The sequence below is a fragment of the Halorubrum amylolyticum genome (assembly GCF_004114995.1).
In the GTDB taxonomy this organism is placed as follows: Archaea; Halobacteriota; Halobacteria; order Halobacteriales; family Haloferacaceae; genus Halorubrum; species Halorubrum amylolyticum.
Genome location: NZ_SDJP01000001.1, coordinates 62,346 through 82,902 on the forward strand (window position 1 = coordinate 62,346; position 20,557 = coordinate 82,902).

At 70.5% G+C, this 20,557-nt stretch carries 16 protein-coding genes; 3 read left to right on the forward strand and 13 right to left on the reverse strand.

Annotated elements, in window-relative coordinates; all coding sequences use genetic code 11:
* Window positions 1–233 precede the first annotated feature (233 nt).
* Window positions 234–2,174, reverse strand: coding sequence for a helicase C-terminal domain-containing protein (locus ESO89_RS00305; RefSeq protein ID WP_128903700.1), 1,941 nt, complete (start codon window positions 2,172–2,174; stop codon window positions 234–236).
* A gap of 105 nt (window positions 2,175–2,279) precedes the next feature.
* Here ESO89_RS00305 and ESO89_RS00310 point away from each other — a divergent pair, with 105 nt between their 5' ends.
* Window positions 2,280–4,349, forward strand: coding sequence for an AMP-dependent synthetase/ligase (locus ESO89_RS00310; RefSeq protein WP_128903701.1), 2,070 nt, complete (start codon window positions 2,280–2,282; stop codon window positions 4,347–4,349).
* Between the two features lie 3 nt (window positions 4,350–4,352).
* Here the strand turns inward: ESO89_RS00310 and ESO89_RS00315 are convergent, their stop codons facing one another.
* The 9 genes from ESO89_RS00315 to ESO89_RS00355 all read right to left on the reverse strand — a co-directional run bounded on the left by ESO89_RS00315 (window position 4,353) and on the right by ESO89_RS00355 (window position 16,873).
* Window positions 4,353–5,663 carry a tRNA (N(6)-L-threonylcarbamoyladenosine(37)-C(2))-methylthiotransferase gene (locus tag ESO89_RS00315; RefSeq protein WP_128903702.1) on the reverse strand — a complete coding sequence of 437 codons (1,311 nt, stop codon included), beginning with the start codon at window positions 5,661–5,663 and terminating at the stop codon, window positions 4,353–4,355.
* Window positions 5,664–5,748: 85 nt separating this feature from the next.
* Window positions 5,749–6,084 carry a helix-turn-helix domain-containing protein gene (locus ESO89_RS00320; RefSeq protein ID WP_128903703.1) on the reverse strand — a complete coding sequence of 112 codons (336 nt, stop codon included), beginning with the start codon at window positions 6,082–6,084 and terminating at the stop codon, window positions 5,749–5,751.
* A 105-nt stretch (window positions 6,085–6,189) separates the two neighbouring features.
* A complete protein-coding gene (locus ESO89_RS00325) occupies window positions 6,190–8,817 on the reverse strand; it encodes a hybrid sensor histidine kinase/response regulator (protein WP_128903704.1) in 2,628 nt (875 codons plus the stop codon).
* A gap of 117 nt (window positions 8,818–8,934) precedes the next feature.
* On the reverse strand, window positions 8,935–9,804 hold the full coding sequence (sucD, locus tag ESO89_RS00330; RefSeq protein WP_128903705.1) for a succinate--CoA ligase subunit alpha: 870 nt from the start codon (window positions 9,802–9,804) through the stop codon (window positions 8,935–8,937).
* Complete coding sequence (sucC, locus tag ESO89_RS00335; RefSeq protein ID WP_128903706.1) at window positions 9,801–10,946, reverse strand: ADP-forming succinate--CoA ligase subunit beta; 1,146 nt, start codon at window positions 10,944–10,946, stop codon at window positions 9,801–9,803. The genes sucD and sucC overlap by 4 nt, the downstream gene beginning before the upstream one ends.
* Before the next feature lie 145 nt (window positions 10,947–11,091).
* The gene (locus tag ESO89_RS00340) at window positions 11,092–12,501 is read right to left on the reverse strand and encodes a class II fumarate hydratase (protein WP_128903707.1); all 1,410 of its coding nucleotides are present in this window, start codon (window positions 12,499–12,501) and stop codon (window positions 11,092–11,094) included.
* Between the two features lie 136 nt (window positions 12,502–12,637).
* Entirely contained in the window at window positions 12,638–13,096 is a 459-nt protein-coding gene (locus tag ESO89_RS00345) for a hypothetical protein (protein WP_128903708.1), read from the reverse strand.
* A 38-nt stretch (window positions 13,097–13,134) separates the two neighbouring features.
* Window positions 13,135–13,458 carry a BolA family protein gene (locus ESO89_RS00350; protein WP_128903709.1) on the reverse strand — a complete coding sequence of 108 codons (324 nt, stop codon included), beginning with the start codon at window positions 13,456–13,458 and terminating at the stop codon, window positions 13,135–13,137.
* A gap of 292 nt (window positions 13,459–13,750) precedes the next feature.
* A complete protein-coding gene (locus tag ESO89_RS00355; RefSeq protein ID WP_128903710.1) occupies window positions 13,751–16,873 on the reverse strand; it encodes an FAD-binding and (Fe-S)-binding domain-containing protein in 3,123 nt (1,040 codons plus the stop codon).
* A 131-nt stretch (window positions 16,874–17,004) separates the two neighbouring features.
* Between ESO89_RS00355 and ESO89_RS00360 the strand changes: the two genes are divergently transcribed.
* Both ESO89_RS00360 and ESO89_RS00365 read left to right on the forward strand, forming a co-directional pair.
* Window positions 17,005–17,202 (forward strand): hypothetical protein, encoded by a 198-nt coding sequence (locus tag ESO89_RS00360; protein WP_128903711.1) that lies wholly within the window; start codon window positions 17,005–17,007, stop codon window positions 17,200–17,202.
* A gap of 7 nt (window positions 17,203–17,209) precedes the next feature.
* Entirely contained in the window at window positions 17,210–18,106 is an 897-nt protein-coding gene (locus ESO89_RS00365; protein ID WP_128903712.1) for a M14 family metallopeptidase, read from the forward strand.
* Between the two features lie 7 nt (window positions 18,107–18,113).
* Here ESO89_RS00365 and ESO89_RS00370 read toward each other — a convergent pair whose 3' ends face one another.
* The 3 genes from ESO89_RS00370 to mptA form a co-directional block, all read right to left on the reverse strand.
* Window positions 18,114–18,491 (reverse strand): DUF5811 family protein, encoded by a 378-nt coding sequence (locus tag ESO89_RS00370; protein ID WP_128904091.1) that lies wholly within the window; start codon window positions 18,489–18,491, stop codon window positions 18,114–18,116.
* An 84-nt stretch (window positions 18,492–18,575) separates the two neighbouring features.
* Complete coding sequence (locus ESO89_RS00375) at window positions 18,576–19,121, reverse strand: pyruvoyl-dependent arginine decarboxylase (protein ID WP_128903713.1); 546 nt, start codon at window positions 19,119–19,121, stop codon at window positions 18,576–18,578.
* A gap of 316 nt (window positions 19,122–19,437) precedes the next feature.
* Entirely contained in the window at window positions 19,438–20,367 is a 930-nt protein-coding gene (gene mptA, locus ESO89_RS00380; RefSeq protein WP_128903714.1) for a GTP cyclohydrolase MptA, read from the reverse strand.
* Window positions 20,368–20,557 lie beyond the last annotated feature (190 nt).

A 20,557-nucleotide genomic window follows, 5' to 3' on the forward strand; every position in this document is an offset into this window, starting at 1 on the left:
GGCGTCGACCGACGCCGACCCGCGCCCGCAGGAGTTATCACGCTCTGCGGTCGTAGCGGGCACATGGACAGATCACAGTTGTTCGCGCTGTTCTTCGCCTTCCTCATGGTCAGCTCCATGGTGGTGTGGGGCGTCTCGTTCGCGTTCCTGTAAGCACCGAACGGAACCGGTCGGGCGATCGCGGTCCGGACTGGGGGACCGTCACCGCCTGCGACTCTCCCTGTCGGCAACCGTTAGCGATCGCCCCACACGTCTGAGAGCGGGTGATCATCGCGGCGTTCCGCGTCCGCCTCCGAGCGCGTTCGCGTCGTTCCGCCCCCGCCGTCCGTCCCGCGGCCGGACCCCGTCCCGCCGGACGCGCCCGAGCCGCCCGCGCCTGAGTCGCCCGCGCCCGAACTGTTCGCTCGCGAGCCGTCGCTCCCGAGGCCGCCGCTCCCGCTCGACCCGCCGCCGAGAGACGACCCTCCGCGACGGGCCGCCCGCGACGGACCCGACGGCTCGGCGTCGATCCCGGCGAGCGCCGCGGTGGGATCGAAGTCGGGGAGCGTCGGCGTCGTCATCGCGTCGATCTGGTCGCGGAACCACGGCGGCGTGTCGGCCTTCGCGCGGTCGAAGAGGTCCAGTAGGGAGTCGTCCGCGAGGTACGTCGCGCCGTGGTCGTCGGGCGCGCGGACGACGCGGCCGCACGCCTGAATCACGGTCCGGAGCGCGGTCCGGTGGTACCACGCCCACTGGTCGTCGGCGAGCCGGCGGGCGACCCGGGAGTCGTTGGTGTTGCGGTACGGCGCCTTACACACGACCTGCCACCGGCAGCGGTCGCCTTTCAGGTCGAGCGCCTCCTCCATCTTCACCGAGACGAACACCTCCGGGTCGCCGCTCGCCTTCCACGCCGCCAGCTCCGCGTCCCGGTTCGCGCGGTCGTGCCGCCGGACCCGCACGGCGACGCCGAACTCGCCGAGCAGCTCGGTGAGCCGGCCGGCGATGTCGTACGAGTGCGCGTGGATAAGCCCCTTCTCGTCGGGGTGTTCAGCCATCAGCCGGACGATCAGGCGGGCGATCTTCGGTACCGTCTCGTCGCGGTGCTCGTAGGTCATCTGTCCCTGCGTCACGTCGTACAGGGGCCGGTGCGAGAGCGGAAACGTGTGCTCGACGTCGACGAGGGCGACGTTCGCGGGGTCGAGGCCGACCCCGCGGCAGAACGCCTCCTTCGAGAGGATGGTGGCGGACAGCAGCGCGAACGTGTTCCCGCGGTCCCACACCGTGTGCCGGAGGTAGCGGGCCGGGTCGAGTGGTTTGATCGCGAGCGCCGACCCCTCGCCGTCGGGCTGGTCGACGACCCACGTCGTCGGCGACTCCGGGTCGCGGTAGTCCTCCAAGAACCACCCGAGCTCGGAAATCAGCTCCTGCAGGCGGTCTCGGCGCGCGACCTCCTCGCGGTCGAGCTCGGGCCGGCCGGTCAGCTCGTCTTTCGCCCGCTTGGCCGTGTCGCGGAGCGACGCGGCGAACCGCGCGGTGCGGTCGAGCGCGTCCTCCTCGGGACCGGCGTCGGCTTCGACATCGGGGACGCCGACCTCGTCCCACACCGGGACGCGGTCGGGCGAGAGCTCGATCGTCGCGTACATCTCCGCCCACTCCGCGAGTCCGTGGGCCTCGTCGATCACGACGGCGTCGCGCTTGCGGAACACCTCCGAGCCGGCGGTCCGCATGAAGTAGGCTAACGTCAATGCGGCGTAGCGGTTCCCGGAGGCGATGGCGCGGTCGGAGAAGTACGGACACCGGTGTTTCACGGAGCAGTCGAACCCCTGCTGGCGGACGCAGGGGGCGCGGTTGACCGGCGTGTCGTGCTCGCCGGGGAGGATGCAGTCGTAGTTCGATTTCCCCCGAATGACCGCCAGGTCGTCGAGCAGGTCGTCGGCCTCCACGTCGTCGATCTGCGACACCTGTGGGGTCGTGTAGTAGGCGCCGGTCGCCTCGCTCGGGGCCGTCTCGTCGACGGTGGCCGACGCGCCCATGATCGCCCGCGCGAGGAGGGACTTGCCGCTGCCGGTCGGCGCGCGCACCAAGACCACGTCGTTGCCGGCGGCGAACGCGTCGCGGATGTCCGCGAGCGCCCGCTCCTGTGCCCCGCGGAAGCTCGGGGCGGGGAACTCGGCGGGGATCCGATCGGGGTCCACGACTGCCACTGGCGCGCTCTCGGAATTAAACCCTCGTTTGGCGGCGCCCCCGAATAAACTCAAAACTACCCGATCGTTTATCCCGTTTGGGCGGGAGTTCGTGGTATGAACTGGCGAGAGGCGGAGCGGGAGTTCGCGGACGACGTCGTCGCCCGAGAGACGCTCCCGCGTACCTTCGAGCGGTCCGCCGAGCGCAACGCGGACCGGTTCGCCCAGCGGTACAAGGGGGGGATCTACGACCGGTCGCTGGTCTCCGCCGGGGTGCTCCCGCCCGCCTCGGCGGGCGAGTACGCGGACGTGACCTACGCCGAGATGCGCGCGATCGTCCGGCGGCTCGCGGCCGGGCTCCGCGAACTCGGCGTCGACGGCGACACCCGCGTGGCGCTGTACGCGCAGACCCGGATGGAGTGGGCCCAGACCGACTTCGCGGCGCTGGCAGCGGGCGCGACCGTCACGACCGTGTACGCCTCCTCCTCGCCGAGCCAAGTCCGGTACCTGATCGAGGACCCGGGCGCGACCGTCGTGGTCGCGGAGAACCGCGAGCTGCTCGACGAGGTGCTCGGGGTCGCCGACGACCTCAACCACGACCTCGACGCGGTCGTGACGTTCGACGACGTGGACACGACCGATCTCGACGCGGAGATCGGTGGTGGCGCGGGAGGCGACGGTGACACCGGGCTCTCCGCCGACGACGTGTACACCCTCGGAGAGGTCCACGCCCTCGGCGACGAGGCGTTCGACGAGGAGGCCTACCAGTCGTGGATCGACGCGATCGAGGTCGGGGACCTCGCGAGCCTCATCTACACCTCCGGGACCACGGGCCAGCCGAAGGGCGTCCGTCTCACCCACGCCAACTTCCGGGAGAACGTCAATCAGTGTTACCGGCGGTTCGCCGACCGCCCGGACCGCGACGGCGACGTGCCGGGGATCAGCGCCGAGTCGACGACGCTCTCCTTTCTCCCCCTCGCGCACGTCTTCGAGCGGCTCGCCGGCCACTACATGATGTTCGCGGCGGGCGCGACCGTCGGATACGCCGAGAGCCCCGACACCCTGCGGGAGGACTTCGGGCTCGTGCGCCCGACGACGACCACGAGCGTCCCGCGCGTCTACGAGAAGCTGTACGACGCGATCCGCGAGCAGGCGAGCGAGTCGCCGGTCAAAGAACGCATCTTCGAGTGGGCGGTCGACGTGGGACGGGCTCACCACGAGGCCGACGAGCCGGGCGCGATACTCGACGCCAAGCGCGCGGTCGCCGACCGGCTCGTCTTCTCGTCGGTCCGGGAGGCGATCGGCGGCAACGTCGATTTCTTCATCTCCGGCGGCGGGTCGCTGTCGGCGGAGCTGTGCGCGCTGTATCACGCGATGGACCTGCCCATTCTAGAGGGGTACGGACTGACGGAGACCTCGCCCGTCATCAGCGTCAACCCGCCGGAGGAGCCGACGGTCGGAACCATCGGCCCGCCGGTGGTCGACACCGAGGTCGCGATCGACGGGACGGTCGTCGGCGAGGCGGTCGCGGACCTCGCGGGCGACGTCGGCGAACTGCTCGTGCGCGGCCCGCAGGTGACCGACGGCTACTGGAACCGCCCGGACACGACCGCGGAGGCGTTCACCGAGCCGGACCGGCTCCCGGAGGACGCCGTCGTCGCCGGCACGCCCCCCGAAGAACGCGACGGCGACCCCGACGATCCGTGGTTCCACACCGGCGACATCGTCCAGCTCCGGCCGGACGGGTACGTCGCCTTCCGCGAGCGTGCGAAGCAGTTGCTCGTGCTCTCGACCGGGAAGAACGTCGCGCCCGGCCCGATCGAAGACCGGTTCGCCGCGAACGAGTTCGTCGAGCAGTGCGTCGTGCTCGGCGACGGCCGGAAGTTCGTCTCCGCGCTCATCGTCCCGGACTTCGAGAAGGTGGCGGCGTGGGCCGACACGCGCGGCATCGACCTCCCCGACGACCGCAGGGAGATCTGCCGCGACGACCGGGTCCGCGAGCGGATTCAGGAGGAGGTCGACCGCGTCAACGAGGAGTTCGAGCGGTACGAGCAGATTAAGCAGTTCCGGGTGGTCGAAGAGGAGTTCACCGAGGAGAACGGCCTGCTCACGCCGACGATGAAGAAGAAGCGGCGCAACATTCTGGACCGCTTCGCCGACGAGGTCGAGCTGATCTACGAGGGGTGAGGGTCAGTCGTCGCCAGGGACCCGACCGGCGTCGTCGACGCCCGCGGTGTCCGACGGCGCTTCGTCGACCGGCTCGCCGAACGCGTAGACGGTGTTGTGGCCGGTCACCTCGACTTCCAAGAAATCGCCCACTGCGACGCCGCGCTCGGGCGCGTTCTGGACGATGATCTGTCGGTAGGCGCCGTCGCGGCACTTCACGGAGTCGCCGGTTCCCTCCTCGACGACGAGCACCTCGAAGGTCTCGCCGACCATCGACTCGTACGCCTCGCCGACGACCTCCATCTTCAGCTCCGACATCGCCTTCGAGCGCTCCTTCTTGACGGTCCCGCCGAGCCCCTTCATCTCGGCGGCGTCGGTTCCGGGGCGCTTCGAGAAGCGCGTGACGTTGATCTTCTCCGGGCGGACCTCGGCGAGCAGGTCCATCGACCGCTCGTGGTCGGCCTCGGTCTCCGTGGGGAAGCCGACGATGAAGTCGGTCGAGAGCGTCCAGTGGTCGAGCCGGTCGTCGAACGTCGCGACGACCTCACGGAACTTCTCGACGCGGTGCTGGCGCCGCATCTCCTCGAGCACCTCGTCGGAGCCGGACTGGACCGGCGCGTGGACGAAGTCGTACAGCTCCTCGTTGTCGGCGAACACGTCGGCCAGCTCCTCGTGGATGCCGTGGATGCCGCCGGGGTTGGCCATCCCGAGCCGCACTCGGAACTCGCCGTCGATGTCGCAGATCCGGTCGAGCAGCTCCGGCAGCTTCCGGTCGCCGTCGTCCCAGCCGTACACGCCGGTGTCCTGTCCGGTCACGCGGATCTCCTTGGCGCCGGCGTGGACCAGCGCGCGGGCCTTCTCGACGTTCTCCTCGACCGAGGGGGAGTCGACCCGCCCGGTGGCGAACTTCGTGATGCAGTACGAGCAGTTGCTCATGCAGCCGCGCGCGATGGGGAGGATGCCGACGACGCCGTCGAGGACGGGCTCCGCGTCCGGGGTGACGGTGGGGCACTCGCCGTTGAGCACGTACGAGGGCACCTCGTCCCAGTGGAGGATCTCGGCGTCGACGTCGGCCTCCGCGAACAGCTCGCCCTGCGCGAGCGCCATGCAGCCGGTGACGACGAGCTCCGCGGTGACCTCCTCCAGCTCCTCGGCGCGCCGGAGCATGTTCCGCTCCGTCTTCTCGACGACCGTACAGGTGTTGAGGATGGCGACGTCGGCGTCTTCGGGACCGTCGGCCGGGCGGTGGCCGCCGTCGCGCAGCGCCCGCTCTATCTGCCGGCTCTCGCCCCGGTTGGAACTACAGCCGTACGTTTCGATGTGATACGTCGCCATCGAGTGGGCTCACTACCGGTCGCGCGGGCAAAAACGCGACGGATCGGGGAGGGGACCCGATCGGGGGGAGACGGTTCGGCCGGCCTCAGTCCTCGGCGACCGCGGTCGCCGTCGGCGCCTCCGCGTCGGGCTCGGAGGCGGCCTCGGGTTCGGAGGCGGCCTCGGGCTCGGAGCCGGTCGACCGCTCCGACTCGGGGACGGGCGCGTACACCGACCGGCGGGCGTCCTTGGGGCAGAGCCCCTCCTCGACGAGCCCGACCTCGGTGAGCTTCTCGACCGCGAACCGGACGGTTCGGGTCGAGAGGCGAGTCTCCTCGGCGAGCCCGGTCTGGTCGAACCGGCCCTCCTCGTCGAGGACGTAGTAGACCAGCTTGGCGCTCGGCGGGAGCGGGTCGAGTAGCTCGCGGGTGGCTTCGTCCATATCCGAAGTAAACGGTCGAGTCGGCCATAACCGTGGCCCGGGTGTGCGCCCCCGCCGCACGTCCACGACCGTTTTATGTACCCCTTCGTCCGGAGCGCCGCCCGGTCAGCCGCCGGTCCGGAACGCGAACCGCGCTCCGTCCTCGTCGAGGACGTCGAACGTCCAGCCGTGGGCGGTCGCGATCTCGCGGACGATCGCGAGCCCGAACCCCGTTCCGTTCGGCTCGGCCGAGGCCCCGTACTCGGTCGCCTCGTCGGGGTCGATGTCGAACCCGGTCCCGTCGTCCGCGACGTAGAACCCGTCCGGGAGCGCGCCGACGCCGACGGTGACGCCGGATTCCGTCCGGCTGCCGGTGGAACCGTCTTCCACGCTGTCGTCGGGCTTCGCCCGACTGCGAGCCGAGCCGTGCTCGATACTGTTCGTGAACAGGTTCTCCAGCAGGGTGCGCAGCCGCTCGGGGTCGGCGTCGACCGCGAGCGACTCCTCGGGAAGCTCCAGCCTCGCGCCCGCCGTGTCGACGGTCCGCCACGCCTGTTCGGCCGCGTCGGCGAGGGCGACCGACTCGACCTCGTCGGCGGTCCGCCCCTGCCGCGCCAGCGCGAGGAGGTCGTCGATGAGTTCCCTCATCCGATCGTGGGCGTCCGCGATCCGATCGAGCTCGTCGAGGGCGGCGTCGCCGTCGACGCTCGCTCGGGCGAGGTCGAGCCGGCCGGCGGCGACGTTGAGCGGGTTCCGGAGGTCGTGCGAGACGACTCCGGCGAACTTCTCCAGCCGATCGATCTCCCGCTGGAGCTCCGCGTCGCGCTCGCGGAGCTGGGCCGTGCGCCGTGCGTGGTCGAGCGCGACGGTGACGTTCGCGGCCAACACCCGCGCCAGCTGCGTCGCGGTGTCGTCGAAAAAGCCCGACTCCCGGGCGCCGAGCGGCATCACGCCGTGGTCGCCGAGCGGGACGACGAGCAGGCTCCGGAGGTCGCCGTAGCCGATGGCCGTCTCGACCGCGTCGAGGTCGTCGACGGCGACCGGCTCGCCGGTCTCGAACGCCTCCCAGAGACGCCCGTCGCCGGGACCGAAGGCGGGCCGCTCACCGAGGGCGTCGGTCGCCTCCTCGGAGATGGCCGTCGGGAGCAGCGCCTCCGCGTCTGGGTCGTACAGCCTGACGCCGCTGCTCGGGAACTCCAGGATGTCGATCGCCGCGCGCCCCGCGAGCGCGGCGACCTCCTCGCGGTCCTCGCCGCGGAACATCTCGCGGGTCGTCTCGTGGAGCCGCCGGAGGGTGCGCTCGACCCGCTTCTGCTCGCCGATGTCGGCGTAGACGTTGTAGACGATCGTCTCGTCCGGTCGCTCGACCGGGATCACGTTGAGGATGAAATCGCGGAGCCCGTCTGTGGTCTGCCGGCGCACCTCCCGGCGGATCGGCTCGTCGTCCGCGATCACCGCGGCCGGGTCGACGACATCCCCGTCGTCGGGAATGATCGCCCCGCGGATCGTCTCGTAGTCGTGCTCCGCCTCGGAGAACCCGAACGTCTCCTCGAACGCCTCGTTGGTGGCGTCGAGGCGACGCTCGTCCCCCTCCCCGGACGTGGTCCTGGCGACGGGCAGCGGCAGGTCCTCGAACAGCGCGGAGAGCCTGTCGCGCTCGGCCCTGAGCGCGTTCTCGGTCTCGATCTGTTCGAGCGCGTCGGCGGTGTGGGCCGCCAGCAGCTCCGCGAACTCCACGTCGCCGTCGTCGAACGCCGCGTATCCGTCAGAGATGGCCTGAAACGCCCCGTATGATCCGATCGGGACGCTGATCGCCGAGCGGATGTCGTCGGCCACCGGGTCGGCCAGCTCTTCCGGGTCGGCCAGCTCCTCTGTGTCGGCGGGCCCCTCCGCGTCGCCCCCGCCCGCGGCGCCGGCGTCCGTCTCCCCGTCGGCCGTCTGCTTCGGCCCCGGCCCCCCGGGGTTCTCCGGGTCTTCGAGGTCGTCTGGGTCCGCCGGGTCGACGCTGATGTTGTCGACGACGATCGTCCGCTCCTCGGCGACGGTGGTCCCGACGACGCCCTCGTCGAGGTCGAACGTCCTGACCTCGTCCTCGCCGACGGTGTCCGAGAGCACCGCGGGCACGAGCCGGCCGTCGCGGCGCCGCGCGGTGACGCAGCGGTCGAACTCCAGGATGCCCTCGGCGGCGTCGACGACCCGCCTGAACACCTCGTGGGCGTTCTCGGCCCCGGACACCTCGGTCGCGAACTCGTGGATCGCGGTGACCTTGGCGTTCACCTCCCGGAGGTCGCGCTCGGCCCGGCGCCGGTCGAGGGCGTTCTCGACGCTGTTCGCGAGCATCTCGTACCGGTCGCGGCCGACCCCCTTCTGGAGGTAGTCGGTGACGCCCGCCGAGATCGCCTCGCTCGCGAGCTCCTCGCTCCCCCGGCCGGTGAACAGCACGAACGGGAGCCCCGGATCGATCGACCGGACCGCTTCGAGGAGTTCGAGCCCGTCGGTGCCGGGCATGTTGTAGTCGCTGACGACGCAGTCCACCCGCTCGTCGCGGACGACCGCGATCGCGTCCGCGGGTGCGGTCCGCGTCACCGTCTCTACCCCGTCGACGAGTCGCTCGACGTGCGTGGCCGCGAGGTCGGCGGCGCCCGGCTCGTCGTCGACGAGGAGCACCCGTCGCGGTCCGCCCCCCGCGGGCTCCGACCCCCGGAAGGCGTCGGCCTCCGGTCCGTCCCGACCGTCCGCGGGATCGGTATCCATGGGCGCACGTCGCTCTACGGGCAATTTTACCTTTCGCTCCGATTTCCGAAACCGGGAACGGCACGGGAACGGAGGCAGCGGGGTGCTCCCCCCATCACGACGTTCCTCGGAACCGGCCTACAGGAACTCCTCGACGTGGTCGGCGACCTCTTCGGGGGTGTCGCCGACGGGGACGCCCGCGTCGTTGAGCGCGTCGATCTTCGACTGCGCGGTGCCCGTGCCGGAGCCAGAGACGATGGCGCCCGCGTGGCCCATGCGCTTGCCCGGCGGCGCGGTGCGGCCGGCGATGAAGCCGGCGACCGGCGTGTCCATGTTCTCGCCGATGAAGCGGGCGGCCTGCTCCTCGTCTTCGCCGCCGATCTCGCCGCACATCACGACCGCGTCGGTGTCGGGGTCGCTCTCGAACGCGTCGAGGGCGTCGATGAAGGAGGTGCCGATGATCGGGTCGCCGCCGATGCCGATGGCGGTCGACTGGCCGAGCCCGCGCTCGGTGAGGTTATCGACGACCTGGTAGGTGAGGGTGCCGGAGCGGGAGACGAGCCCGACGTTGCCGTCCGAGAAGATGTTGCCGGGGAGGATACCGAGCTTCGCCTCGCCGGGCGTGATGATGCCCGGACAGTTCGGGCCGATGAGGCGGGTGTCGGTCTCCGAAAGGCGCTTGTTCACCTTCGCCATGTCCTGCGTCGGAATTCCTTCGGTGATCGCGACCGCCAGATCGAGGTCCGTGTCGAGCGACTCGAAGACCGCGTCGGCGGCGAACGCCGGCGGCACGAAGATCACGGAGGCGTCCGCGTTCTCCGCCTCCACGGCCTCGTCGACGGTGTCGTAGACGGGGACGCCGTCGACCTCCTGGCCGCCCTTGCCGGGCACCGCGCCGGCGACGACGTTGGTGCCGTACTCGATCATCTGCCCGGCGTGGAACTTCCCTTCCCCGCCGGTGATACCCTGTACAACCACTCTGGTGTCGTCGTCGACGAAAATGCTCATTGGGCCACCTCCTCGGCGTTTTTCACCGCACGCTGGACCGCGTCCTCCAGCGTCTTCTCGACCTCGACGAGGTCGGTGTTCAGGATCTCCATCCCCTCCTCGGCGTTCGTGCCGGCGAGCCGGACGACCACCTTCTTGGGGATCTCGTCGAACTGCCCTAAGGCCTCGTTGATCCCCTTGGCGACCTCGTCGCCGCGGGTGATCCCGCCGAAGATGTTGAACACGACCGCGTCGACGTTGTCGTCGGAGAACACCATATCGAGCGCCTGCGTGACGCGCTCCGCCTTCGCGCCGCCGCCGATGTCGAGGAAGTTCGCGGGCGCGCCGCCGTAGTAGTCGACCAGGTCGAGCGTCGTCATCACGAGGCCGGCGCCGTTGCCGATGATGCCGACGTTACCCGACAGGCGGACGTAGTCGAAGCCGTACTCGCCGGCCTTCCGCTCTAAGTCGTCCTCGTAGGACTCCTCGGCCATCTCGGCGAGGTCGGGCTGGCGGAACAGCGCGTCCTCGTCGATGTTCATCACGGCGTCGGCGGCGATCACGTCGCGGTCGCCCGTGATCATGACGGGGTTGACCTCGATCTCCGAGGCGTCGTTCTCCTCGTACAGGTCGTACAGCGTCGTGAGGATCGAGGCCACGTCGAGCGCCACGTCGGCGTCGACGCCGGCCTCGTAGACGACCTTCCGGGCCTGATACGGGTGGAGCCCGAACGCGGGATCGACGTGCTCGCGGGCGATCGCGTCGGGGGTCTCCTCGGCGACCTCCTCGATGTTCACGCCGCCTTCGGTCGAGACCATCAGGACCGGTTTGCCCTCGCCGCGGTCCATCGTGACGCCGACGTACAGCTCGTCGACGAAGTCGACGCCGGCCTCGACGAGGACCGAGTCGACGGTGTACCCCTTCAGATCCATGCCGAGGATCTCCTCGGCGTACTGCTCGGCCTCCTCGCGGTCGGTCGCGATCTTGATCCCGCCGGCCTTGCCGCGGCCGCCGACGTGGACCTGCGCCTTGATCGCGGCCGGGTAGCCGATCTCGTCGACCGCGTCGAGCGCCTCGTCGACGGTCGTCGCGAGCCGGGAGTCCGGGACCGGAATCCCGGCGTCGGCGAAGATAGTCTTCGCTTGATGTTCGTGTAGTTTCATCCGTTTGCAAACCGGACCGACTGCGGCTTAAATGGTGCCGATCCGGCGCGAATCGCGTCCCGCGGCGCCGGCACGGGACGCGGGGTCTCCGGCGCTCTCGGCGCTCCCAGTTCGGTCGTCGCCCCGGTTCGCCCCTCGCCGGCCCTCAGTCGTCGTCGCCGAGGATGACGCGATGGGTCATCGCCTCGGGATCGAGCACGTCGTCGGCTTCCTCCTCGGTGAGGTAGCCGGCGTCGACCGCGGCCTCGCGCACGCTTTTGCCCTCCTTCAGCGCCGTCTTCGCGACCTTCGAGGCCTTGTCGTAGCCGATCGCGGGGTTGAGTGCGGTCGCGAGCGCCATCGACTGCTCGACGCGCGTCTCGCAGTGCTCCTCGTTGGCCTCGAGCTTCGCGACGAAGCGCTCGCCGAACGTCGCCGCGACGTTCGAGAGTAGCTCCGCGGACTCGAGGAAGTTGTGGGCGATGACGGGTTTATAGAGGTTCAGGTCGATCTCGCCGCGGGCGGCGCCGGCGGAGACCGCGGCGTCGTTGCCGACGACCTGCTTGTGGACTTGGTTGACCGACTCCGCGACGACCGGGTTGATCTTCCCGGGCATGATCGACGAGCCGGGCTGGTTCTCGGGCTGTTCGACCTCGCCGAGGCCGTTTCGGGGACCGGAAGCCAACAGTCGCAGGTCGTTGGCCATCTTGTTGAGGCTGCCGGCGATCGTGCGGAGCGCGCCGTGAGCCTCGCTCATGGCGTCGTGGGCGGCCTGCGCCTCGAAGTGGTTGTCGGCCTCGCGGAACGTGGTGTTCGTCTCGTCGGAGATGTACTCGGCGGCGAGATCCGGGAACTCGGGGTGCGTGTTGAGCCCCGTGCCGACCGCGGTGCCGCCCAGCGCGAGCTCGCGGAGGTTCGACTGGACGGTCTCGGCGCGCTCGATGCCCTTCGCGACCTGCGTCCGGTAGCCGCTGAACTCCTGTCCGAGCCGGATCGGGGTGGCGTCCTGCAGGTGCGTCCGGCCGGTCTTGACGACGCCGTCGAACGCGGTCTCCTTGGCTTCGAGTTCGGCGTGGAGCGTTTCGAGCGCGGGCACGAGGTCCTTCTCGACGGCTTCGAGGGAGGCGACGTGCATCGCGGTCGGGATCACGTCGTTTGACGACTGCCCGTAGTTGACGTGGTCGTTGGGGTGGACGACGCGGTCGCCGATCTCGGCGCCGACGAGTTCGGCGGCGCGGTTGGCGATGACTTCGTTGGCGTTCATGTTCGATGAGGTGCCGGAGCCGGTCTGGAACACGTCGACGGGGAACTGGTCGTCGTGGTCGCCGGCGATGACCTCGTCGGCGGCGGCGACGATGGCGTCTGCGGTGTCGTCGTCGATGAGGCCCAGATCACGGTTGGCCTGCGCGGCCGCCTTCTTGACGACGCCGAGCGCGCGGATGAACCGGCGGCTCATCGGAATCCCCGAAACGGGGAAGTTCTCGACGGCGCGCTGGGTCTGTGCCCCCCAGTAGGCGTCCGCCGGCACCTGCATCTCCCCGAGGCTGTCCTCCTCCGTGCGGTAGTCATCACCCATGCGTGCGCGTTCCCGCGAGACCGGGTAAAAGCTACTGGAAGCGGCCACGGTTCCCGCGCCGCGGGAAGCCGGTTTGGCACGCACGCGTTCCTCAGCCGAACGCGACTCGCTCGAACGCGACTCACTCGAACGCGACTCACTCGAACACGAACGCCAGCGTCATCAGCGCGCCGTTGATCCCGAGCGTCCCGGTCACGAGCAGCCCGAGCGGCGGCTCCTCGCCGGGGTGGGTCACCAGCAGCGCGAAGGAGCCGACGCCGACCGCCGCGAGCCCGACGGTCAGGACGACCTCGGACCAACGGTTCCAAGAGTCGTCGAGCGCGGGCTCGATCCGGGCGAGCCACCAGTCGGGGTCGTCGTCGGGGAGGCTGTCGGCGGTCGTACCCCCGTCCGCGGCCGGTCCGCGTCCGAGCAGTTCGAGCACCGCCGACCGACCACCGGCGGCCAGCAGCGTCCCGACCGCGACGACGGCGAGGCCGGCGAGGACCCTCGGCGGCGCGGCACGAGCGTAGAGGGCGCCTCCCAGCGCGACGAACGCCAGTGCGGAGACTCCCGAGAGGATGCCGCGGAGGGCGCATCGGAGGGGTGAGGGCATGGTCAGGCGGGGCGGTGGTGCGGATCGACCTCGGGTCGTTACGCCTCGTCGACCGGGAACAGCCCCGCCTCGCGGAGTTCGTCGTCGAGCGTCCCGTCGCCGTGTTCCGCGTACGCCTCGGGGGTGTACGTCTTGATCTCTAAGGCGTGGACCGACCGGGTCATGTGGTCGCCGACGGCGTCGTACACGCGCTGGTGCTGGTCGACGAGCGACTCCCCTTCGAAGGCGGGCGAAACGACCCACGCCGCGAAGTGGGCGTCCTCGTCCTCGTCGTCGTGGACGCGGGGGGTCGTCACGCGGGCGACGGCGTCGGGGACGCCGGCCTCGATGAGGTCGGCGATCTCGGCGGGATCGATGGTCATACGTCTCGTCGGAGCCCACTCGTCAAAAATCGACCGCCTCGCGGATCTCATTCTCGACCGCCTCGCTGACCGCATCCCGACCTCCCGCCGACGGCTCCGTCTCTGGAACGCCCTTGCCGTCGCCCCGATCAGGTGAAAGCGAACATGCACCACCGAACGCTCGGCGACGTCGGCGCGGTCGAGGCCGACCGCGAGGCCGTCGCGGACGTGTACGACGAGTTCGTCCGCGAGCACGTCCACCAGCGCTGGTGAGGCCGGGGAGCGCGGACGCGCCGCGGCGGCGGGTCGGCGCTCACTCGTCGAGCGCCTCGGCCACCTTCTCGATCGGGTGCGGCGGCGTCGTCCCGCCCTCTCGGTCTCCGAGCTGCGACCGACAGGAGGCGCCGGGGGCGGTCGCGACCTCCCCGTCGCTCGCGTCGACCTGATCGAAGAGAATCTCGCCGATCGCCTGCGAGAGGTCGTAGTGCTCGGCCTCGTAGCCGAACGAACCCGCCATCCCGCAACAGGAGGAGTCGAGCGGGTCGACCCCGTACCCCGCGCGCCGGAGCACGCCGACCGCGTGGTGGTCCCGGTTCGTCGCCTTCTGGTTGCAGTGACCGTGGTAGGTCAGCGACTCGGCGGGCGCGTCGAACGCCAGCCGCTCGTCGATCCGGCCGGCGTCGAGGTACTCCAAGGCCCCGTACGCGGCCGCGGAGACGGCCTCGACGTCGTCACCGTCGAGCAGGTCGAGGTACTCGTCCTGGAACATCACCGCGTCAGAGGGCTCGACGAAGAGGACCGACTGCCCCTCTCGGACGCGGGGCGCGAGCGCCGCGACGTTGGCGGCGGCGCGCTCGCGGGCGGCGTCGAGAAACCCCGTCGAGAACGCGGCCCGCCCCGAGGGCGCGAGGTCGTCGGGGACCTCGACGCGGACGTCCGCGGCCTCAAGCACCGCGACCGCCGCCTTGCCGGCCGCGGGGTAGCTGTAGTTCGTGTAGGTGTCCGGGAACAGCGCGACCGTGTCGACCGCCGCCGCCGGGGAGACGGTCGAGCCGCCCCGCCGCTCGAACCACGCTTCGAAGCTCTCGGACCGGAACGTCGGCAGGGCGCGCTCGGGCGCGATCCCGGCGACCGCGCCCATCACCGCGCGGGCGCCGGGGAGCTTCGGCGCGGCGTTCGAGAGCGGCGCGAGCCTGCTCGCGATTCCGGAGAGGCGGTCGATGTCGCGGAAGAGCCGCTCGCGGAGCCCGGCCCCCTCCTCCTCGTGGTGTTCGTGTTTCACCTCGGCCTTCAGCTTCGCGAGGTCGACGCCGGTCGGACAGTCGCTCTGACACCCCTTACAGCCGACGCACAGGTCGAGTACCTCCTCCTGGAACCGGTCGGAGTGGATCTCGCCGTCGTCGAGTTCGCCGCTGATCGCGGCCCGGAGCATGTTCGCCCGGCCGCGGGTCGACTGGATCTCCTCGCCGGAGGCGCGGTACGTGGGACACATCACGCCCGAGTCGGTCTCCCGGCAGGTGCCGCAGCCGTTACACAGCTCGACGAGGTGCGAGAACCCACCCTCGTCGTCGAAGTCGAGTGTCGTCTGCGGCTCGATCGACTGGTAGGCGGGACCGTACCGGAGGTGCTCGCGCATGTCCGTGTCGGCGGCGGTGTCGGGGTAGCCGCGCTCCGCGGCCGCGTCGCCGTCGACGTAGACGACCTTCCCGGGGTTCATGCGCCAGTCGGGGTCGAACGCCGACTTGAGCTGTTGGAAGGCGCTCCACAGCTCCTCGCCGTACATCTTCGGGTTGAACTCCGTGCGCGCCAGCCCGTCGCCGTGCTCCCCGGAGAAGGCGCCGTGGTGCTCGACGACGAGGTCGGTGACGTCGTCGGCGATCGAGTGCATCTTCTCGACGCCCTCCGACTCCTTCAGCGAGAGGATCGGCCGGATGTGGAGCGTCCCGCTCCCGGCGTGCGCGAAGTACGCCGCCGAGGTGTTGTGGTCCTCCAACACCGCCTCGAACTCGCCGACGTACTCGGCCAGCTCCTCGGGAGGCACCGACGCGTCCTCGATGAACGGGTACGGCTTCGGGTCGCCCTCCATGCTCATCAAAAGCGGGATCGCCGCCTTCCGGAGGTTCCAGAGATCGGCCTGATCCGCGGCGCTGTACGCCTCCAGCGCCTCGAAGGCGTCGCCCTCCTCGACGAAGTGGGCGGTGGCGTCCGCGATCGCGGCCTCGAAGTCGTCGACCAGCTCGGAGTCCCACTCCAGCATGAGCGCGGCGGTCGCGCGGTCCGGGATCGGCTCGGCGTACTCCGCGAACTCCGGCGACCCCGCCGCGAGCGCGAACACCTCGTCGTCCATCAGCTCGACCGCGCTCACCGGGAACGAGAGGGCCTCCGGCACCGCGCGCATCGCGTCGTCGAGCGCGTCGAACGCGAAGAGCGCCAGCGCGGTCTCCTCGGGGCGGGTGACCAGCGAGACGGTCGCCTCGACGACCGCGCCGAGGGTCCCCTCCGCGCCGACGAACAGCTTCGAGAGGTTGATCACCCGCTTCCCGTCGTCGTTCTCGTAGACGACTTTGTGGAGGTTGTAGCCGGAGACGGACCGCTTGAGTGTCGGGTACCGCTCCGCGATCTCCGCCTCGTGGTCCTCGACGAGCCCCCGGACCGTCTCGTACAGCGCGGCCTCGCGTTCGCCGCCCTCCTCACCGGCGACGATCGCCTCGTACTCCGGTGAGTCGAGGACGACCTCGCGGGTCTCGATGAGGGCACCGTCCGCGAGCACGACCCGCAGTTCCTCCGTGTACGCGTCCGTGATCCCGTACCGGACCGAGTGCGCGCCGGTGGAGTTGTTGCCGATCCCGCCGCCGACGGTCGCCCGCGCCGAGGAGGCCGGATCGGGCGCGAACTTCAGCCCGTGGTCCGCGAGCCGGTCGTCGAGGTCGTCCTGCACGACGCCCGGCTGGACGACGGCGCGGCGCTCGTCCGGGTCCACGTCCACGATCGCGTCCATGTGTCGCGAGAAGTCGAGGACGACGCAGCCCGGGCCGACGGTCTGGCCGGCCAGCGAGGAGCCCGCGCCGCGCGGCAGCACGGGGACCTCGCGGTCGGCGGCGACCGCCATCGCCGCCCGAACGTCGTCGGCGTCGGTCGGGTAGACGACGCCGGCGGGCCGCGCCTGATACACGCTCCCGTCGGTGGCGTACAGCACCTGCGCGTACTCGTCGAACTCGACCCCGCCGTCGACGCGCTCGCGGAGGTCGGCGGCGAGAGCCCGGTAGGCGGGCACGTCCGGTCGGTCGTGGCCGAGGGCCGCGGCGGACGGATCGAGCGCCGAACCGCGCCCGGAACTGTGTGCCGAGTCGCGTACCGGATCCGAGCGCGCCGCCGACTCGTCCGCCGCCGACGCCTCGCGATCCCCGGTACCGTCCGACACGGGTTGAGTGCCCATGGAAAGGGTGGGGGGTGTGAGCGGAATAAATCTTTGTGAACGACCATGATAAATACTGCCGGAACCGGGAGCGGCGTGCGGAAACGCACGGCATATACACCGGAACGAGGACCGGTTCGGTAGTCGAATCCGTGAACCGAGAGACCGACTTCGTCGTCCTCGCTCGCGGGCTCGGTCCGGCCGCCTACGGCGTGTACGCGCTGGCGTGGCGGATCACCCAGCCGTGCTCCCGGCTCGTCACGTTCGGGAGCGTCCCGGCGCGCACCGGCGACCCCCGCGTCTCACCCTCCCGGTCGGAACGGCGACACTTTATCCGGGCCGGCGCGTAGTGAGCGCATGGAAACGATCGACCGCGGGTCGGCGGGGTCGGCCCGCGTCGCGATCGTCGGCGGAATCCACGGCGACGAGCCCGCCGGCGAGCGGATCGTCAGGCGACTCGCCGACGAGCTCGACGAGGAGCGGGACGGGTCCGACGACGGCGGGGGGATCGTTCGACTGATCGTCGCCAACGAGCCGGCGCTGGCCGCGGAGACGCGCTACACGGACACCGACCTGAACCGCGCGTTTCCGGGCGACGCCGACAGCGACGAGTACGAGCGAGCGCTCGCGCCGCGGCTCGCGGCCGAGCTGGATGGGATGGACGCGGTGCTCGCGCTTCACACCTCACACAGCGCGCCGCCGCCCTTCGCGATCCACAGCGACCTCACGCCGTCAGTTCGCCGGAGCGTGACGGCGATGCCCGTCGACTACGTCGTCGACGCGAGCGGCCTCCGCGGGACGACGCTGGACTCCACGGTCCCCCGCACCGTCTCGATCGAGGTCGGCCGACAGGGGAGCGAGGAGGCGGTCGCGTTCGGCTACGGGGCGTGTCTGGCGTTCCTCCGCGCGCACGGCGCGATCGACGACGAGCCGCCGACGTTCACCGAGACGACGGTCGTCGAGGGCGACGAGGAGGTGCCGAAGGGTGGCGGCGAGCCCGCGGTCCACTTCGCCAACTTCGAAGAGATTCCCGTCGGGGAGGTGTTCGCCGAGGATGACGTGTACACCCACCGCGTCGAGAAGGAAGGCGTGGTCCCGATCCTCGCGAGCGAACACGGCTACGAGGAGATATTCGGGATCTACGGGCGGGTAACTGGGACGCTGGAGCCGCCGGCGTCGGCGCGAGGGACGGCGGCGGGAAGCGATGCGGTCGGAGAAACGGACGGAACAGTCGAGGAAGTCGAGACGGAGTAGCCCGGGCTCACTTCGCGGTCGGCGTCACGTCGCCGACCGCGTCCATCACCTGCATCGCGGCGCTGGCGGCAAGCCCGCGGGCGACCTCGTCGGTGTCGGCGTCGGCGATACCGGCCTCCAGCTCGTCGGGGTCCGGCGTGAACCCGGCCGAGACCGGGTGGCCCGCGGGCGGATTGACGGCGACGGTCGCCTGCGGCCCGTTGGTGCCGACCGACAGCTCGGAGCCGACGGCGTAGCTGTCCGGGAGATACGATTCGGTTCGCGAGACGATTCCGGCGACCGCGCGCCGGAGGCGCCGTTTCTGGTCCGGAGTGAGGTCGACGGCCGCGGGCTCGCCCGCGTTCGTCACACCCGGTGCCCCGGCGTACGGGTTGTTGCCGTTCATCGAAGACACGTTCGATACGCGGAGCCCACTCAAAAAGGCGTCGGCGAGGGCGAACCCGAGGGGGTTCGCTCGGCGCCCCCTCGCCTACAGGATCGGTTCGGACTCCCCGTACGCGGCGATGACGACCGCGGTCGTGAACCGGTCGGGCTCCGCGGCCGCGGTCTCGACGCGGACCTCGCGGTCGGGCAGATCCCAGTCGCGGAGGTCGCCTCCGGCGTCGAGTCCCGCCTCGATCCGTCCCCGCACGTCGTCGGGGTCCTCGCCCGTCACCTCATAGAAGAGCCCGGGTCCCGGGCCGGTGGCCCAGCCGAGCCCGGCGGTCACGTCCGGGCGGCGGCGCGGTGCCCGCTTCGAGTCGGCGTCCTCCGCGCCGGCACGGCCGCCCTCGCGGAAGTCGACCGCGTCGCCCGGCCCGACCGTCCGCCGCGCCTCGACGACCGTGAGCCGGTTACCGGCGGGGCCGAGGTCCGGCACCTCCGGGACCGACTCGACGGTCGCCTCGGCGGGGACGACCGAGGAGACCGCCACGAGATTGTAGTTGTGGAGGTTCGCGTCCGCGAGCGCGGCGTCGTAGGAGGCCATCGCCGTGTCGGCGACACCGACGCCGCCGGCGACGTGGATGGTGTTCATCGGCGGGAAGTCGACGGCGCGGGAGGTAAGGGGTTACGAATCGGGACGCTGCCGGCGACGATCCGAACTCCGAATGAGAAGACTGGCGGTGGCGCGCACCGCCGAGCGACCGCCCTCGGCGGTCGTGAGTAGCGAAGGACCGAAGGTCCCTCCGACAGCCGCCGGCGACTGGGGCTTTGGCGGTGTTCGCCGGCGGTCGACAGTCAACCGCTCATAAGCGAGCGGCTGGGGCTTTGGGAGAGTTCACCCCGAAGTCGTCAGTTTCGTATGAACAGCCGCCAGCGATACCCCCAACCCGATTTTTGAACAATTCTCCTTACTTCGCGTCCAGTTCGTCCCGCAGGTCGCCCATCGTGACCTCCCGCTCGGCGTGGGCGTTGTGCTGGTGGATCGACTCGTCGTTCGACTGTTTCATGTGGATCACCGCGTCGTCCGAGAGGTGATCGAACTCCGCGACGGTGCCCTCGGCGAGCGCGCGGACGCAGTCCTCGACGAACTTCGCGTCGGCGTGGGCCTCGTAGGTCATGTGGTCCTCGTCGGGCCGCTTCGCCATGTTGTAGATCCGGGCGCTCATCGAGTCGCGGGCGACGTCGATCACGTCCCGGAGGTCGATCTCGGGGTGGTCGTCGGTGGTGACGGTGAGCGTCGCGTGGCCGCGCTGGGAGTGCCCCGGCTGCGGGACGGCGTCGAGGAACTCCTCGGTCGTCTCCTCGTCGACGCCCAGCTCGGCGAGCTTCTCGCGGGCGCGGGCCTCGCTCATCCCCTGCGAGCAGGGGCAGACCGTCATCCCGGTGACCTCGGCGCCGATTTCCTCGCGGGTGCCCGCCTCGGTCGCGGTGGCGCTGGCGACGATCGTCGCCGTGCTCTGCGTCTCGATCCCGGACGCCGGCGTGTCCTCGCGGGTGACCAGCTCCGCCGACATCGACACCTCGGCGGTGGTGGTGTAGTCGTGCTTTTCGAGGAGTCGCTCCGCGGCGTCGCCGCAGACCTCCTCGACGCGGTACGCCTCCTCGCGGGTGATCTCCTCCAAGATCTCGTCGATCGTCGCGAGGTTCCGCGACATGTCGATCCCCTTGCGACCGCTCGGGAGGTCGACGAACACCTCGAACTCCGCCATGAGGACGATGGGGCGCTTGTCGCCCCGGGCGAGCTTGACGAGCTTCTCGACGCCGGTGACGCCGACCTGCGAGAGCCCGACAGAGACGTCGGGCGCCGACGCCTGGACGTCCGGCAGCTGGTGACTCATTACGGATACGGTGGGGAGTCACGGGATTAGCCCTTTCGAAAGAGGGAGTCGCGTGGGGTTGTCTCGGTGGCGGCGTGGCGGCGGAGCGGTCTCGACGCCGGTCTGCCGGCGGCGGAGACCCGGCGTCGATCCGGCGGCGACGGCGAAACGACCCCACCGCTGGTATGGTACCGGCTCCCGGTCGAGAGCC

Coding starts and splice junctions, on each gene's coding strand:
- sucC (WP_128903706.1), bottom strand. CDS start 10,946: ATGAAACTACACGAACATCAAGCGAAGACTATCTTCGCCGACGCCGGG.
- ESO89_RS00355 (WP_128903710.1), bottom strand. CDS start 16,873: ATGGGCACTCAACCCGTGTCGGACGGTACCGGGGATCGCGAGGCGTCG.
- ESO89_RS00340 (WP_128903707.1), bottom strand. CDS start 12,501: ATGGGTGATGACTACCGCACGGAGGAGGACAGCCTCGGGGAGATGCAG.
- sucD (WP_128903705.1), bottom strand. CDS start 9,804: ATGAGCATTTTCGTCGACGACGACACCAGAGTGGTTGTACAGGGTATC.
- ESO89_RS00365 (WP_128903712.1), top strand. CDS start 17,210: ATGGAAACGATCGACCGCGGGTCGGCGGGGTCGGCCCGCGTCGCGATC.
- ESO89_RS00315 (WP_128903702.1), bottom strand. CDS start 5,663: ATGGCGACGTATCACATCGAAACGTACGGCTGTAGTTCCAACCGGGGC.
- ESO89_RS00310 (WP_128903701.1), top strand. CDS start 2,280: ATGAACTGGCGAGAGGCGGAGCGGGAGTTCGCGGACGACGTCGTCGCC.
- ESO89_RS00350 (WP_128903709.1), bottom strand. CDS start 13,458: ATGACCATCGATCCCGCCGAGATCGCCGACCTCATCGAGGCCGGCGTC.
- ESO89_RS00375 (WP_128903713.1), bottom strand. CDS start 19,121: ATGAACACCATCCACGTCGCCGGCGGCGTCGGTGTCGCCGACACGGCG.
- ESO89_RS00370 (WP_128904091.1), bottom strand. CDS start 18,491: ATGAACGGCAACAACCCGTACGCCGGGGCACCGGGTGTGACGAACGCG.
- ESO89_RS00345 (WP_128903708.1), bottom strand. CDS start 13,096: ATGCCCTCACCCCTCCGATGCGCCCTCCGCGGCATCCTCTCGGGAGTC.
- ESO89_RS00320 (WP_128903703.1), bottom strand. CDS start 6,084: ATGGACGAAGCCACCCGCGAGCTACTCGACCCGCTCCCGCCGAGCGCC.
- mptA (WP_128903714.1), bottom strand. CDS start 20,367: ATGAGTCACCAGCTGCCGGACGTCCAGGCGTCGGCGCCCGACGTCTCT.
- ESO89_RS00325 (WP_128903704.1), bottom strand. CDS start 8,817: ATGGATACCGATCCCGCGGACGGTCGGGACGGACCGGAGGCCGACGCC.